We start from the raw sequence: 14,985 nt of genomic DNA on the forward strand, positions 1-14,985 counted from the left end.
TCCATGAAGGACTTCAAGTCCGACCAGGAGGTGCGCTGGTGCCCGGGCTGCGGTGACTACGCGATCCTCGCCGCCGTGCAGGGGTTCATGCCCGAGCTGGGGCTGGCGAAGGAGAACATCGTCTTCGTCTCGGGCATCGGCTGCTCGTCGCGGTTCCCGTACTACATGAACACGTACGGCATGCACTCCATCCACGGCCGCGCCCCCGCCATCGCGACCGGGCTCGCGACCAGCAGGCGTGACCTGTCGGTGTGGGTGGTCACCGGTGACGGTGACGCGCTGTCCATCGGCGGGAACCACCTGATCCACGCGCTGCGCCGCAACGTCAACCTGAAGATCCTCCTCTTCAACAACCGCATCTACGGGTTGACGAAGGGGCAGTACTCGCCGACCTCCGAGGTCGGCAAAATCACCAAGTCGACACCGATGGGTTCGCTGGACGCCCCGTTCAACCCGGTGTCGCTGGCGATCGGCGCCGAGGCGTCCTTCGTCGCCCGCACGATCGACTCCGACCGCAAACACCTCACCGAGGTGCTGCGTGCGGCCGCCGCCCACCCGGGCACGGCCCTGATCGAGATCTACCAGAACTGCAACATCTTCAACGACGGCGCCTTCGACGCCCTCAAGGACAAGCAGTCGGCAGAGGAGGCACTGATCCGCCTGGAGCACGGGAAACCCATCCGCTTCGGCGGTGGGGGCACCTCCCGCTCGAGCGAAGCCGAGAGTGGGGGAGGCCCGCGCGGTGTCGTACGCGACCGCCTCACCGGCGACCTGAAGGTGGTCGACGTGACCGCGGACAACGAGTCCGAGGTCCTCGTCCACGACGCCCACTCCCCCTCCCCCACCACGGCCTTCGCGCTGTCCCGGCTGGCCGACCCCGACACCCTGCATCACACGCCCGTCGGCGTCTTCCGCTCGGTGGAACGGCCCGTCTACGACGTCCAGATGTCCGGGCAGCTGGACACCGCGGTCGAACAGCACGGCAAGGGCGACCTCGCGGCGCTGCTGGCCGGCGGGGACACCTGGACGGTCGTGGGCTGACCCGGCCCGGGAGGAGCATCGAGCAGCGGGGCCCGGACGGCACGTCCGGGCCCCGTTCACGTTCCCGGGGGCCGGCTTCCGGGGGCCCCGCTCCGCGGCCTCAGGCGCGCTTCGCGTCGTCGTACGCCGCCCTGGCCCGCTCCACGTCCGCCATCCGCCGCTCGGTCCACAGCGCCAGGTCCCGCACCTGCCGAGCGGCCTCGCGGCCGAGATCGGTGAGCGAGTAGTCGACCCGGGGCGGGATGACGGGCTTGGCGTCGCGGTGGACGAGGCCGTCGCGTTCCAGAGTCTGCAGGGTCTGGGTGAGCATCTTCTCGCTGACCCGGCCGATCGCGCGGCGCAGCTCGCTGAAGCGGTGGGGGCGGTCGAGGAGCTCGATCAGGACCAGGACGCCCCAGCGGCTGGTGACGTGCTCCAGGACCAGGCGGTAGGGGCACATCGCCTCGCCGACGACGTCCTTCGCGGCCTTCGGCGGATCGACTTCGGCAGCACTTACGGTCATGCCAGTACCTTACTTCAAAGTGGGTACTTTCCTTTAGTTAGCGCTCCCCCTAGGGTTAGTGACATCGGAACCCCACAAGGAGATCGCACACCATGAGCATCGTTGTCACCGGAGCCACCGGACACCTCGGCCGTCACGTCGTGACGCAGCTGCTGGAGAAGGTCCCGGCCGAGCAGATCACCGCCGTCGTACGCGACGAGGCCAAGGCCGCCGACTTCGCCGCCGCGGGCGTGACGATCGCCGTCGCGGACTACAACGCCCCCGAGACCTTCGACCGCCTCTTCGCCGCCGGCGACAAGGTGCTGCTGATCTCCGGCAACGAGTTCGACAAGGGCCGTCCAGGCCAGCACAAGGTCGTCATCGACGCCGCCAAGGCGGCCGGCGTGGCCCTGCTCGCGTACACCAGCGCCCCGGGCAGCCTGCACGCCTCGCTGGTGGACGACCACCGCGCCACCGAGGAGGTGCTGCTCGCCTCCGGCCTGCCGTACACCCTGCTGCGCAACGGCTGGTACCACGAGAACTACACCGAGAACCTCGCCCCGGTCCTGGCGCACGACGCCGTCGTCGCGGCCGCCGGGGAGGGCCGGGTCTCCTCGGCCTCCCGCGCCGACTACGCGGCCGCCGCGGTGGCCGTACTGACCGGCGAGGGCCACGAGAACCGGACCTACGAGCTCGGCGGCGACGTCGCCTGGAGCTTCGCCGAGTACGCGGCCGAGCTCACGAAGCAGACCGGCAAGGAGATCGCCTACAACTCCGTGCCCGGCGAGGTGCTGCAGGGCATCCTGACCGGCGCCGGCGTGCCGGAGATGTTCGCCGCGATCCTGGTCGACGTCGACGCATCCATCGCCAAGGGCGAGCTGGTCGTCGACTCCGGCGACCTCTCCCGCCTGACCGGCCGCCCGACCTCCCCGATCTCCGAGGCGATCGCCGCCGCGCTCAAGTAGGCCCGGCAGAAACGACCCACCCCGGTCTGTCATGACCGTATGCCGATACGGCCATGACAGACCGGGGTGCTCGGCGCTACCTTCGTCCCGGCGTGCTGAAGCTGGGCGTGAGGAGGGCCGGTGGCCGGCATATCGAAGGGTGAGCGGCGGACAGGACTGGTGAACGGCTTCGCGGCCTACGGGATGTGGGGGCTGGTCCCCCTGTTCTGGCCCCTGCTGAAGCCCGCCGGGTCGCTGGAGATCCTCGCCCACCGGATGGTGTGGTCCCTCCTCTTCGTCGCCGTCGCACTCGTCTTCGTACGGCGCTGGGCGTGGGCCGGCGAGCTGCTGCGGCAGCCGCGCCGGCTGGCCCTGGTGACGGTCGCCGCCGCCGTGATCACCGTCAACTGGGGCGTCTACATCTGGGCCGTCAACGCCGGGCACGTGGTCGAGGCCTCCCTCGGCTACTTCATCAATCCCCTGGTGACCATCGCCATGGGCGTGCTGCTCCTGAAGGAACGGCTGCGGCCCGTGCAGTGGGCGGCGGTGGGCGTCGGATTCGCCGCCGTCGTCGTCCTGGCCGTCGGCTACGGGCAGCCGCCGTGGATCTCCCTCGTCCTCGCCTTCTCCTTCGCCACGTACGGACTCGTCAAGAAGAAGGTCAACCTCGGCGGCGTCGAGTCACTCGCGGCGGAGACCGCGATCCAGTTCCTGCCGGCGCTCGGCTATCTGCTGTGGCTGGCCGGCCACGGCGAGTCCAGCTTCGTGAACGACGGCGCCGGGCACGCCGCCCTGCTGGCCTCCACCGGCATCGTCACCGCCGTCCCGCTGGTCTGCTTCGGCGCCGCCGCGATCCGCGTCCCGCTCTCCACGCTCGGCCTGCTGCAGTACCTGGCACCGGTGTTCCAGTTCCTGCTCGGCATCCTCTACTTCCACGAGGCGATGCCGCCCGAGCGCTGGGCCGGCTTCGTCCTGGTCTGGCTCGCCCTCGCCCTGCTCACCTGGGACGCGCTGCGTACCGCCCACCGGGGCGCGCGGGCGCTCGCGGCAGCGCCCGTACCACGGCCGGCCGCCCCGGTCGCGGAGACTCCCGCAAGTCAGGTGTGACCGTCGGAGCCGTCGGCTATAAGTGGGCGGCATGACGCAGACGCCCGCACCCCTGCACTGGAAGCTCGTCGTCGACGCCCGTGACCCGCACGCGCAGGCCGACTTCTGGGCCGCCGCGCTGCACTACGTCGCCGAGGACAACAGCGCGTTCGTGGAACGGCTGCTGGAGCTGGGCGCACTGCCGGGCGCGGCCACCCTGGAGTACCACGGCCGTGCCGCCTTCCGTGACCTGATCGCCGTACGGCACCCGGACGACCCGTACGACGAGGAGCGCGGGACGGGGCTGGGGCGGCGACTGCTGTTCCAGCGCGTGCCGGAGGCGAAGTCCGGAAAGAACAGGCTCCACATCGACCTGCACGCCGGGGAGGGGAGGCGGGCGAACGAGGTGGCGCGCCTGGAGGCGCTGGGCGCTGCCGTGGTGCGGCATGTCTCCGAGCCCTCCGGGGCGTGGACCGTGATGGCCGACCCGGAGGGCAACGAGTTCTGCGTGCAGTGACCGGTTCTACGTGTAGTGACGGCGACGTCGACGGCGGCGGCGAGGCTCAAGCGTTCCCGGCCGCTCGGCGGGCCCGTTCCGTGAGCCGCGCCATCCGGGCGCGGGCCGACTCCAGGTCCTCGGTGTCGTCGGCCGCCGGGCCGCCCTCGGTGGCGAGCCGCGCCCACAGGTCGATCAGCTCGCGGCCCAGGCGCAGTCCGTGCTCGGGGTCGCGCACCGCGCGCCAGGCGGTCGCCGCGCTCCGCACGTTCCCGTACGCCGCCTCGGCGTTCCCGGCGTGCTGGCGCTGCCGGGCCAGGTCGAGGGAGAGGTGGAAGGCCCGTACCGGGTCGCCCGCCAGGTAGGAGATGTACGCGGTCAGCTCACCCAGGTGCAGTACCTCGGTGTGGTCGGCCCCGAGGACGGCGGCGGCCTCGGCGACGGTGCGCTCCGCGAGCTCGGCCGCCGCTTCGATACGGCCCGTCCGGACGGCCTCGTTGATCCGCGCCACCGGCTCGGTGAGCAGGACGGCCCCTTCCGCCGTCAGCGTCACGGGCTCGTCCCCGAGCACCTCCTCGGCGACCGCGTCGAAGCCGCGGGCGGGGGTGGGGGTGGAGCGGGGGTCGAGGTCGGGGTGCGGGTACCGGTCGGCCGCCGGCTCCTCGGCGACCGGCGCGGGGGCGGCGGCAGGGGCCGGAGCGGGAGCAGGGGCCGGAGCGGGAGCAGGGGCCGGAGCGGGAGCGGGCGCAAGGGCCGGAGCGGGAGCAGGGGGGCTCATCACGGGCGGCGGGCCGAAGACACCGGTGGGCGGACGCACGGTACCGGGCGCGGGCGGCAGGGACGGAACCACGACCGACGGGGCAGGCGGGGCCGACGGCGTGGACGGGGCCGGCGGGGCGGCGGGCGGTTGCGGTACCGCGTGCAGCGCCTGCCGGGGGAACACCGGGGCCGCCGCCCGCACGGATGGGGCAGGTGCCGGTCGGGCCGGTGTCGGATCGGCCGTCGCCGGGCCGGTCGGTGCGGATGCCTTCGGCGCGTGCTGTTCCTTCGGTTCGGCGGCCGGTGCGGCCAGTCGTACCGGGTCGCCGGTGAAGCTGCTGGAACCGTCCAGGTTCACCTGGAGGGGGACGACGTAGCCGATGCGGGTGTCGTGGACGGTGGCGAGGACGGGACGGCCGGCGGCGCGGGCGAGGCGCTGGAGGTGGTTGAGGACCGCCTGCTGGGGTTCCTCACCGGGGCCCGGGAGCAGCGGTACGCCGTCCACGGAGGCGGCCGCGCCCGCCACCCGGACGTCGATCGGTGCCAGGCGCCCCTCCTGCTGGACTTCCCGCTGCTCCTCGCGGCTGAGTCGGGACATCGGCCCTCATTCCCCCGGCGTCACCATCCGGTCGTACCCAGGTCGTACTCGTGCGTACGATCCAGTGTCTCCGCTCGCAACGACTCGCGCGTCACCGCGACGTCACAGCCTCGCACCAGGAAGGAGCCGCCCCCGGCAGGCCGCGGGCGGACCGGGGCTCGGGCGGGCCCGGGGGCCGGGACCGGGACGGTGTGGGCCCCGCTAGGCGGTGATGTCCCTCGTCGTGAACCGTGCCCAGGCCGCCGATCCGAACACCGCCGTGTACAGAGCCTGCAGCTCCAGGTTCTTGACCAGGTCGTCCCAGTAGACGGGATCGCGCATCAGGTCGGCGAAGGACAGCCAGTAGTGGGAGAAGAAGTACGGCTGCAGCGCGTGCAGCTGGGGTATCTGGTCGAGGATCTGGACCGTGATGACCAGGCCTACGGTCGTCGCCATCGCCGCGATGCCGCTGTTGGTCAGGGTGGACACGAACAGGCCGAGGGCGGCGACACCGGCCAGGGACACGGCGACCACCAGGGCGATCAGCAGGGCACGGCCGAGGCCTTCGGCGAAGGAGATCCGGGTGCCGGAGATCGTCGTCAGGTCGCCGAGCGGGAAGAAGAGCGCACCGACGGCGAGCGCGGAGGCCGCCACCACCAGGGTCGCAACGAGGCAGAAGGCCATCGTCGTCGCGTACTTGGCGAGCAGGAGGCGGGTGCGGCCCGCCGGGGCGACCAGGAGATAGCGCAGCGTGCCGGCGTCGGCCTCGCCCGCGACCGCGTCCCCGGCGACCACCCCGACCGCCATCGGCAGGAAGAACGGGAGGGTCGCGGCCAGCGCCGTGAACACCAGGAACAGTCCGTTGTTGGTGACCTGGCTGATGAACGCGGGGCCTTCACCGCCGCCCCGGCCGACCTCCCCGCCGCCCCGCGTCTCGATCCTGACGGCGACCCCGACGAGGATCGGCACCGCCGCCAGCACGCCGAGCAGGGCGAGGGTGCGCCAGCGGCGGAACGTGGTGACGAGTTCGCTGCGCAGCAGGCCGAGACTCCACAGCGGGTTCGGCCGTGCGGCCGCCGTGTCCACGACGGCCAGGTCAGCCCGCGACATCGAAGCCCTCTCCGGTCAGTGCCACGAACGCGTCCTCCAGCGAGGCCCGTTCCACGGTGAAGCCGCGGACCCGGACGCCCGCGGTGACCAGCGCGGCGTTGACCTCGGCAAGGTCGCGCTCGGGCGGCTCGCCGGTCACCCGGTCCTCGGCGGCGACGACGTCCGCGACGCCCTGTTCCTTGAGCACCCGGGCCGCGTCCCCGGGGTCCGGGGTGGTCACCACGAGCCGGCCGCGCGCCCCGGACGCCAGGTCGGCCATCGCGCCCTGGGCGATCAGCCGGCCCTGCGCCATCACGGCCGCGTGGGTGCAGACCTGCTCGATCTCGTCGAGGAGGTGGGAGGAGAGGAACACGGTCGTGCCGTCCCCGGCCAGTTCCCGCACCAGAGTGCGGATCTCCCGCATGCCCTGCGGGTCGAGGCCGTTGGTCGGCTCGTCCAGGACCAGCAGCCTGCGCGGCTGGAGCAGCGCGGCGGCGAGGCCCAGGCGCTGCTTCATGCCGAGGGAGTACGCCTTCGCCTTCTTCGCGGCGGCGGCTCCGAGACCCACCCGGTCCAGCGCGGCCTCCACGCGGGCGCGCCGGGTGCGTGGGTCGGCGGCCGGGTCGGCGGCGTCGTACCGCAGCAGGTTGTCGCGGCCGGAGAGGAAGCCGTACAGCGCCGGGCCCTCGATGAGGGCGCCGACGTGCGGCAGTACGACGCGGGAGGCGCGCGGCATCGGGTGGCCGAGGACGCGGACGGTGCCCGAGGTGGGTGCGATCAGGCCCATCAGCATGCGGATGGTGGTGGTCTTGCCGGAGCCGTTCGGGCCGAGGAAGCCGAAGACGCTGCCCGCGGGGACGGTCAGGTCGAGACCGTCCACGGCGAGCTGTCCGCCGCGGTAGCGCTTGGTGAGGCCACGGGCGTCGATGACACCCGCGGCCACCGGCGCGCCGTCCCCCAGGTCACCTGGGTCACCCGGGTCACCCGGGTCACCCGGGTTGCCCACGTCCTCGGGGCGCCCGGAGTTCCCGGGGTCCCCGGGCTCCTCCGGCTCCCGCTCCGTGGCGGACGGTCGGTCCATCGGCTCCCTCGATTCGTCGTGCGGCAGAGGGCACCCACCGCACCCGCGCCGCCCCTGCTAGCCCGCGTCGGCCGCCTTCACCAGCGCGGCCTTGTCCACGGCACCGACGTACACCTTGCCGTCGTCCGTCATCAGGGCGTTGATCAGCCGGGTGGAGAAGACGGTGCCCTTGCCGAACTTGCCGGAGACGGGGTCGCCGAGCGAGCCGAGGAAACCGCCCAGGTCACCGCCGCCCGACGCGGAGCCGGTGGGCAGGCCTCCCTTGCTGCCGGTGTCGAGGACGGCTATGGAGTTCCAGCCCTTGCCGAGGACGTCGAAGCCGGACTTGTCGAGGTCCTTGGCGGAACCGTGGCCGGGGGCCTCGGAGGCCTTGCCGCCCCGCTCCGTCCGGTTGCCCCCAGCCGTCCTGCCTGCCTTGCCCGCCTGGTCGCCCTCGGTGACCTTCGCGCCCTTGGGCGGGGTGAAGTCGAAGGTGGAGGCGGCCGGCTTCGCGAAGCTGACCTGCGTGTAGCCGGCGTCGACGACGGCCGCGCCGCCGCTCGACGGGGTGAGGGTGAACTTCAGCGGCGTACCGGTCTTGGCGTCCACCGCGATACTGATCGCGCCGACCGTCGTACCGGACTGCTTGGGCTTGATGACGAGTCGGTAGGCGTCCCGGCCCGCCACCTGGGCGGTGCCGTCGACCGTCACCGACGTGGTGTCGTCGACCGACTTGAGGACCTCGTCGGCGAAGTCCTTGGGCGTGGCCGGGGTTTCGTGCTGCTCGGCCTTGCCGGAGTCGGCGGCGGTGGAGTGGTAGACCTCGTTGGACTTGCTGTCGTAGCCCCACACGTCGGTGCCGTTGTGGATGAGGCTGTACTCGGCGCCGCTCTCCAGCACCGACACCTTCTGCTTCTCGGGGCCGTCGGCGGCCACCCGCAGGGTGTGCGTGCCCGAGGCCAGCTCGGTCAGCTTGCTGGTCGGGTCGGCGGACGAGCCGTCGCCGCGGCCCTGCACCGCCCCGGACATCAGGCCGCTCTCCAGACCACCGAGGTCGGGCAGGCCGAGGTCGGTGCTGATCTTCACGGTGCCGGACAGCTGCTGCACGTCCGACTTGGCGATCTTGTCGATGAGTTCCTGGGCGGTGATCTTCGGCAGGTCGGGGTCGCCGGAGTCGGCGAGCGCCGGGACCAGGCCGATGGTGGCCGCGGCCACGCCCACCACTGCAACGGGGACGACGTACCGTGTGGCCTTGCGCCGTCGCTCGGCGCGCAACTCGTCGCCGGCCTGCGCGGCCCCCGTGCTGTCGTCGGATTCGTACGGTGCCATGTGTGCCTTACCTCCGTCGTCGGCGGCGGCCGTTCTCGCACGTGTCCCACCCTGAGCCGCCATTCTCACCCGAATCGGTGAGTGGTGGTGATTTCCGTGGCTTCCATCTCACCAAATCGGGGGCGGGTAAGCGTCAGACCACGGAGCCAACTCCGCGTACACCTGCGGTATGACACAAGGGTGGAGGCGCCTTCCCGACCCGTAGGGGTCGTGCGGAGAAGACGCCTCTTGGTCACGTGCCGTGTCCGGCCGGCCGACGTGCCGTGTCCGGCTGGCGACGGTCTGTGTCAGGTGGGCCGACAGTACGTGTCCGGTGGGCCGACGGCCCGTGGTGGGCCCGCCGACGGTCCGTGGTGGGCCCGCCGACGGTCCGTGGCCGGCCGTTACGTGTCGTGTCCGTTCCGCTCCGTGCTGCGCGGGCCCGTAGTCCGCGCGGCCAAGGGGACGCCACCGAGGGCACCCGGGGTGCGGGAGCCGTCGGAAGGACTATCCGGCTCGGTGGACCACCGCGTCGCACAGTTCCACGAGCGCCGCCTTCGGGTCGCATTCCGGCAGCGGACTCAGCGCGGCCCGCGCCTCCTCCGCGTACCGGACCGCGTCCCGGCGGGCCTGCTCCAGTGCCGGATGCGCCCGCAGCGCCGTCAGGGCCTCCGCGTGGCGCGCGTCGTCCGTGAGGTCGGAGTCCAGCAGCTCGCACAGGGCGATGTCCTCGGCCAGCCCCAGCCGGGCCGCCCGCTCCCGCAGCCGGAGCACCGGAAGCGTGGGCACGCCCTCGCGCAGGTCCGTCCCCGGGGTCTTGCCGGACTCCTGGGAGTCGGAGGCGATGTCCAGGACGTCGTCGGCGAGCTGGAAGGCGACACCGAGCCGTTCGCCGTACTGGGTGAGGACGTCGACGACCGTCTCGTCGGCGCCGGACAGCATCGCGCCGAAGCGGCAGGAGACCGCGACCAGCGAGCCGGTCTTGCCGCTGAGCACGTCGAGGTAGTGCTCGACCGGGTCGCGGCCGTCCGACGGGCCTGCCGTCTCCAGGATCTGACCGGTCACCAGCCGTTCGAACGCGAGGGCCTGGACCCGGACCGCCTCGGGGCCGAGGTCGGCGAGGATCTGGGAGGCCCGGGCGAAGAGGAAGTCGCCGGTGAGGACCGCCAGCGAGTTGCCCCAGCGGGTGTTGGCACTGTCGACGCCGCGGCGCACGGCGGCCTCGTCCATGACGTCGTCGTGGTACAGCGTGGCCAGGTGGGTGAGCTCGACGACGACGGCCGAGGGCACGACCCCGGGCGCGTACGGGTCGCCGAACTGCGCGGCGAGCATCACCAGCAGCGGACGGAACCGCTTCCCACCGGCGCGCACGAGGTGCTGCGCGGCCTCCGTGATGAACGGGACCTCGCTCTTGGTGGCGTCTAGCAAGCCTTCCTCGACAGCCGTCAATCCGGCCTGGACATCGGCTTCCAGAGCCTGGTCCCGCACGCTCAGCCCGAACGGCCCGACGACGGTCACGAGGGGTCTCCTGTCTGCTGGTGTCTACTGGCGATTACGCGGTTTGTCGATAGGTCGCTGCCATCACTCAAGTCAGCGTATCCGGTCAGGTTTCGATCACCGATAGCGCCCACGGTTACACCCCGGGCGCTATCGGATCACGACCGTTATGTTTTTGATCAGCCGATACGACCTGACATCCACTGACTTAACAGGAAGTGCGCGCAGTTGTCCCGAACCGCGATCCAGGCCGTGTCCCGCAGTCGTCGCAGCACCGGTCTCCGCGCCGGGTCCGGATCCGGGGTGACACCCGGGCCCGTCCGGCGGAGAGCCTCCGGACGGCCGCCACCCGGAAACGAGCCCAGCCCCCTCGGCCGCCGTCACCTGCCCGGGCGTACCTCTCCGCACCGTCCACCCGAGCCGGCGGGGCCCCCGATGCGCGAACGGCGGCACCCCGCCCCCGCCCGCACACCCGCTCTCCACGGGACCACGCACGGCGACCTCCACGTTCCGTCGACCTACGCCCCCTCGGCTTGCGCATCCTCGACTCGTGTTCCCCCTGTCCGCATTCCCATGGCCGCCACCCTCTCGGGTTCCCGCCCGGGCGGCCGTCATGACAACGACGCGCACCGCAGGGGAGGTTCCGTCCTCACGGTGGACACGCACACCGGTGGCCACCAGTTCCGGACCCCTCCCCCTGCGAAGTGACGAGAATCACCCAGGCGCGCGTCAGCCCCCGTCACCCGACCTGCCAATCGCCCGCCATGACCTCTCCGTTGGGCCGGGCCACCGGCACGCGCGCGTAGCCAGGGCTTCGGAAGTTGACGAAGCCCTGGCCTCTGCCCCACCCGCCAAGAATCCGCCCAATCCGGCAATTCGGACTATTGATAGCAATTACTTACACTAAGGGCCGCCTCACACGCCTCCGCGGGCGGCAATCCGTGCGAATGCGAGCAGGGAAGCTTTCCGCCCGAACCGGGGAAAGGATGGATTCCGCGAATCCCTCATGTCCGATTTGCCGCTATTGCGGATTCGTGAAGTAGGTCACGTGCCCTCAAATGCCACAAGGCATTGAAGCGACCCCCCTTCCCTTCCCCTGTGGGCCAGTTGAGGGTTGGCACTCGCAAAGGATCAAGCGGTTCATACGCCGCGGATCAAGGCCAATCGGCACGTTGTGTGCATCAGGCTCTTGTTCCGGACATGTGCTCTCGCATACGTTCCGCCTCGCCGGGCGGACGCCGAATCCTGCCGCCGCCCGTAGTGACCCATCGACGAGTTCATTCGCACGGCAGGAGCGGGGGACCCAGGTAAGTCGCCGGACCGGGCGGCCGACGCCGCAGAACAGACGTCGTTCCGGAACGGCTAGGGGTGAAGTCGTATCGCCTTCCGGCGGTGCGGCCGGGCACTCCCCGGGCCCGAACCCGACAGCTCACCTCGCAGGCGACGGAGAGGAACCTCGCCATGTCTGTTGCCGCCCAGCACCGCCGTCCCCGCCGTAACCCCATCGTCCGCACCCTCACCGTCGTCGGCACCGGTGCCGCCGTCCTCGCTCTCCCCCTCATCGGGGCGACGACCGCGTCCGCCGCCGGCTCCTCCACCACGACGGCCTCCACGACCCTCGCCGGGTACCCGAACAACCTCGACGGCTGGATCCGCGAGTCGCTCGCGATCATGGCCGAGAAGAACATCCCGGGCACCTACGACGGCATCCACCGCAACATCATGCGGGAGTCCTCCGGCAACCCGCAGGCCATCAACCTCTGGGACTCCAACGCGGCCGCCGGCATCCCCTCCAAGGGCCTGCTCCAGGTGATCGACCCGACGTTCAAGACGTACCACGTGGACGGCACGTCGTTCGACATCTACGACCCGGTCGCGAACATCACCGCCGCCTGCAACTACGCCGCCGCGCGGTACGGCTCGATCGACAACGTGCACGGCGCGTACTGATCGACGTCCCGCTTCAGTCGAAGAGTCTTTCGAGGACGACGGCGATGCCGTCGTCCTCGTTCGACGTGGTGATCTCGTCGGCGACCGCCCGGAGTTCGGGGTGGGCGTTGGCCATCGCCACCCCGTGGGCCGCCCACTCGAACATCGGGATGTCGTTGGGCATGTCACCGAAGGCGATGGCCCGCCCGGGGCTCAGGCCCAGCCGGTCGGCGGCCAGTGCGAGCCCGGTCGCCTTGGTCACGCCGCACGGCTGCAGTTCGACGGTGCCCGGCCCCGACATCGTGACCGTCGCCAGCGATCCGACGACCGAGCGGGCGATCGTCGCCAGTTCGTCGTCGGACAGGGTGTGGTGCCGCAGCAGCACCTTGCTGATCGGCGCGCACCACAGGTCGTCGCGCCGGGCGACGCGCAGCGCGGGCAGCGTGGGACGGGGCATCAGATAGCCCGGCTCGATGAGCGTGAGCCCGTCCACGCCGTCCTGGTCGACCGCCGCGTACACCTGGCCGACCTCTGCCTCGATCTTGCCGAGTGCGGTCTCCGCCAGTTCCCGGTCCAGGGTGACCGACCAGAGCAGCCGGTGCGCCCCGGCGTCGTACACCTGCGCGCCCTGGCCGCAGACCGCGAGTCCCGTGCAGCCGAGGTCACCGAGGAGCGGGCGCACTCTCGGGGCCGGGCGGCCGGTCACCACGAGGTGCTGGGCACCGGCCCGGCGGGCCCGCCCGAGCGCGGCGAGCGACCGTTCCGACAGGGTGTCGTCGCCGCGCAGCAACGTGCCGTCCAGGTCGGTGGCGATCAGTGAGTACGGGGAGGGTGCGACCATGATCAGAGAATACGGACAGCACGGCCGTGGGACTCACGTGCGTTTCGGCCTCAAGTGACGCCCACCGCCTCCGTGATGGGGCCGTCGCCGGCGCGTGTGTCAGTGCGTGCGCCGCGTTTTCCGGTACCCGCGGCAAGCACCCTTCGGACCCGGCCCGCGATGCACCGCAGGTCGGGGCGGTCCGACGGCTCGGACTCCGGTTCGACGGGGACGGTGACGCCGTCGAACCGGGTTTCGCAAACCCGCTGTTGAGGGCGGCGCCGCGTTTCGGGGCTGCGCGAGCGTGACGGCGGTACGGGTGCGCGGCCCGGAGCCGGCGCGGTCCGTCGCGGCGGTGCCCACGCGGTCGCCGGTGGCGGCCATGGCGTGGTCGGCGGTGCGCTGGTCGGTGCCTGCGTCACTGGTGCGGTCGGTGGAGACCGGGGCGCCGCCGGTGGTGTCGGCGCCGGTCAGGGTGGTGGCGGTCAGAGCGGCGCCGGTCAGGGCGGTGAGGGTGCCTGCTGCGTGGCGTTGCCGGAGCCGCGGCGGTTGGTGCGCCACAGCTGGTAGAGGTGCTTCGCGCCCGGGCGCACGAAGCGGGCGAGCATGGTGACGAACGGCAGCGGGTCGTCACCCGCCAGCCAGGCCAGCTCGGTCCCGCTCGGCCGCTTCGGCGCGTGCGGTGTCGTGTAGCCGCTGCGACGGTAGGCGAGGAGGGCGGGCAGGTCGATGTTCTCCACGACGTACCGGTGGCCGGCCCGCTGTTCCCCCTCCGGAACGCGACGCCCGGTCAGGTCCAGGTGCATGGCGCGTACGACGTCCACCCCCGACTCGCTCTCGAAGAGCCGGAACTGGGCGCCCATCCGCGGGTTGAAGTCGAGCAGCTTGTACTGCCCGTCGCGCCGGTCGAAGCGCAGGTCGAGATCGATGACGCCGGTGAAGCCGATCTGCTTGATGAAACGCGCGGCAAGGTCGGCGAGTTCCGGGTTGTCGACGACGTACGCGTTCGCGGTCATGCCGGCGTGCGGCGGCCAGGAGCGGACCTTGACCCCGGTGAACAGGGCACGCGGAGTGGAGTCGGCGTCGAAGTAGGCGTGCACGATCCAGTCCTCGGCCTCCTCCCTCGGGAGGTACTCCTGGAGGATGACACCCGGATGGGTGCCCCAGTCACGCGCGAGGGCGAGCAGTCCCTCCCTGGTGGCGATCCGCGTCGTTCCGTTGACGGCGGGCTGCCTGCGCCGGACGAACGCCTCACGGTTCTTGGCGACGATCGGGAAGCGGGCCTTCTCCGCGAAGTCGGCGATCTCGTCGTACGAGTCGGGAAAGGCGGCCGCCGGGCTCGGGACGCCGTGTTCCACGCACAGTTCGTGCAGGCCCCGCTTGCTCGCCAGCCGACGGGGCAGTTCCGGATCCACGCGCGGGAAGAGGAACCGGTCGCCGAGCGCGTCCTGGTGCTCGGCGATCAGGACGGCGGCCTCCTCGTCGGTGGGGATCAGCACCGTCGGGCGGCCGATGCGGCGACCGATGCGCAACAGTCCCTCGACGAGATGGTCCGGCTCCTCGGCGCCTGTTGTCGGCCACACGAACGCCCGTTTGAGGTAGCGGGACGAAGCCGCCGGTGTGTACGCGTCCTCCGTGATCGCGTACATGGGAACGCCCAGGCGGCCCAGACTGCGAATCGCGCCGACCCCGCCGTGGTGCAGCGGATAGTCGCCGAACTTGACGATCAGGCCCGGCACGTCGCGGTCCGCCTCGAACGGCACGCTGACGGCATTCCTGGCCACGGGTCCCCCCACGTGTCCCCCTCTACGGACCGGACCCACCCCGTCCGTGTCCCCCAAAGGACGCTAAGCCGGAATTGCCTGCTCCGACAAGGCCTATTAGGACATTGCGAACTC

13 protein-coding genes and 1 riboswitch are annotated in these 14,985 nt (G+C 71.5%); of the genes, 5 read left to right on the forward strand and 8 right to left on the reverse strand.

Annotation, left to right across the window (positions count from 1 at the left end; translation table 11 throughout):
* The first annotated feature begins 3 nt into the window (after window positions 1–3).
* Complete coding sequence (locus AB0472_RS32335; protein WP_366361819.1) at window positions 4–1,041, forward strand: 2-oxoacid:ferredoxin oxidoreductase subunit beta; 1,038 nt, start codon at window positions 4–6, stop codon at window positions 1,039–1,041.
* Window positions 1,042–1,141: 100 nt separating this feature from the next.
* Here AB0472_RS32335 and AB0472_RS32340 read toward each other — a convergent pair whose 3' ends face one another.
* Window positions 1,142–1,543, reverse strand: coding sequence for a helix-turn-helix domain-containing protein (locus AB0472_RS32340; protein ID WP_366361681.1), 402 nt, complete (start codon window positions 1,541–1,543; stop codon window positions 1,142–1,144).
* Between the two features lie 92 nt (window positions 1,544–1,635).
* Here AB0472_RS32340 and AB0472_RS32345 point away from each other — a divergent pair, with 92 nt between their 5' ends.
* The 3 genes from AB0472_RS32345 to AB0472_RS32355 all read left to right on the forward strand — a co-directional run bounded on the left by AB0472_RS32345 (window position 1,636) and on the right by AB0472_RS32355 (window position 4,069).
* Complete coding sequence (locus AB0472_RS32345) at window positions 1,636–2,487, forward strand: SDR family oxidoreductase (RefSeq protein WP_366361682.1); 852 nt, start codon at window positions 1,636–1,638, stop codon at window positions 2,485–2,487.
* 120 nt (window positions 2,488–2,607) lie between these two features.
* Window positions 2,608–3,573: an EamA family transporter RarD gene (gene rarD / locus AB0472_RS32350; RefSeq protein ID WP_366361684.1), complete on the forward strand. Its 966-nt coding sequence runs from the start codon at window positions 2,608–2,610 to the stop codon at window positions 3,571–3,573.
* A gap of 31 nt (window positions 3,574–3,604) precedes the next feature.
* Complete coding sequence (locus AB0472_RS32355; protein ID WP_366361685.1) at window positions 3,605–4,069, forward strand: VOC family protein; 465 nt, start codon at window positions 3,605–3,607, stop codon at window positions 4,067–4,069.
* A 46-nt stretch (window positions 4,070–4,115) separates the two neighbouring features.
* On the opposite strand, the gene AB0472_RS32360 is transcribed toward AB0472_RS32355, so the two are convergent.
* The 5 genes from AB0472_RS32360 to AB0472_RS32380 all read right to left on the reverse strand — a co-directional run bounded on the left by AB0472_RS32360 (window position 4,116) and on the right by AB0472_RS32380 (window position 10,359).
* Window positions 4,116–5,405 (reverse strand): tetratricopeptide repeat protein, encoded by a 1,290-nt coding sequence (locus AB0472_RS32360; protein ID WP_366361687.1) that lies wholly within the window; start codon window positions 5,403–5,405, stop codon window positions 4,116–4,118.
* Window positions 5,406–5,606: 201 nt separating this feature from the next.
* Window positions 5,607–6,494, reverse strand: a complete 888-nt coding sequence (locus AB0472_RS32365) for an ABC transporter permease (RefSeq protein ID WP_366361688.1) — start codon at window positions 6,492–6,494, stop codon at window positions 5,607–5,609.
* Window positions 6,481–7,554: an ABC transporter ATP-binding protein gene (locus AB0472_RS32370; RefSeq protein ID WP_366361690.1), complete on the reverse strand. Its 1,074-nt coding sequence runs from the start codon at window positions 7,552–7,554 to the stop codon at window positions 6,481–6,483. Before AB0472_RS32370 ends, AB0472_RS32365 begins: the two co-directional genes overlap by 14 nt.
* 57 nt (window positions 7,555–7,611) lie before the next feature.
* A complete protein-coding gene (locus AB0472_RS32375; RefSeq protein WP_366361692.1) occupies window positions 7,612–8,862 on the reverse strand; it encodes a DUF2092 domain-containing protein in 1,251 nt (416 codons plus the stop codon).
* A gap of 486 nt (window positions 8,863–9,348) precedes the next feature.
* Window positions 9,349–10,359: a polyprenyl synthetase family protein gene (locus tag AB0472_RS32380; protein ID WP_366361693.1), complete on the reverse strand. Its 1,011-nt coding sequence runs from the start codon at window positions 10,357–10,359 to the stop codon at window positions 9,349–9,351.
* Window positions 10,360–11,597: 1,238 nt separating this feature from the next.
* Window positions 11,598–11,794, forward strand: a riboswitch (cyclic di-AMP (ydaO/yuaA leader).
* 5 nt (window positions 11,795–11,799) lie between these two features.
* Here AB0472_RS32380 and AB0472_RS32385 point away from each other — a divergent pair.
* Complete coding sequence (locus tag AB0472_RS32385; protein ID WP_366361695.1) at window positions 11,800–12,288, forward strand: transglycosylase SLT domain-containing protein; 489 nt, start codon at window positions 11,800–11,802, stop codon at window positions 12,286–12,288.
* Between the two features lie 13 nt (window positions 12,289–12,301).
* On the opposite strand, the gene AB0472_RS32390 is transcribed toward AB0472_RS32385, so the two are convergent.
* Together AB0472_RS32390 and AB0472_RS32395 are read right to left on the reverse strand one after the other, a co-directional pair.
* Complete coding sequence (locus tag AB0472_RS32390) at window positions 12,302–13,108, reverse strand: HAD family hydrolase (protein WP_366361696.1); 807 nt, start codon at window positions 13,106–13,108, stop codon at window positions 12,302–12,304.
* A 479-nt stretch (window positions 13,109–13,587) separates the two neighbouring features.
* Complete coding sequence (locus tag AB0472_RS32395) at window positions 13,588–14,871, reverse strand: ATP-grasp domain-containing protein (protein WP_366361698.1); 1,284 nt, start codon at window positions 14,869–14,871, stop codon at window positions 13,588–13,590.
* Window positions 14,872–14,985: the final 114 nt, after the last annotated feature.

The organism is Streptomyces sp. NPDC086777, assembly GCF_040702065.1.
In the GTDB taxonomy this organism is placed as follows: Bacteria; Actinomycetota; Actinomycetes; order Streptomycetales; family Streptomycetaceae; genus Streptomyces.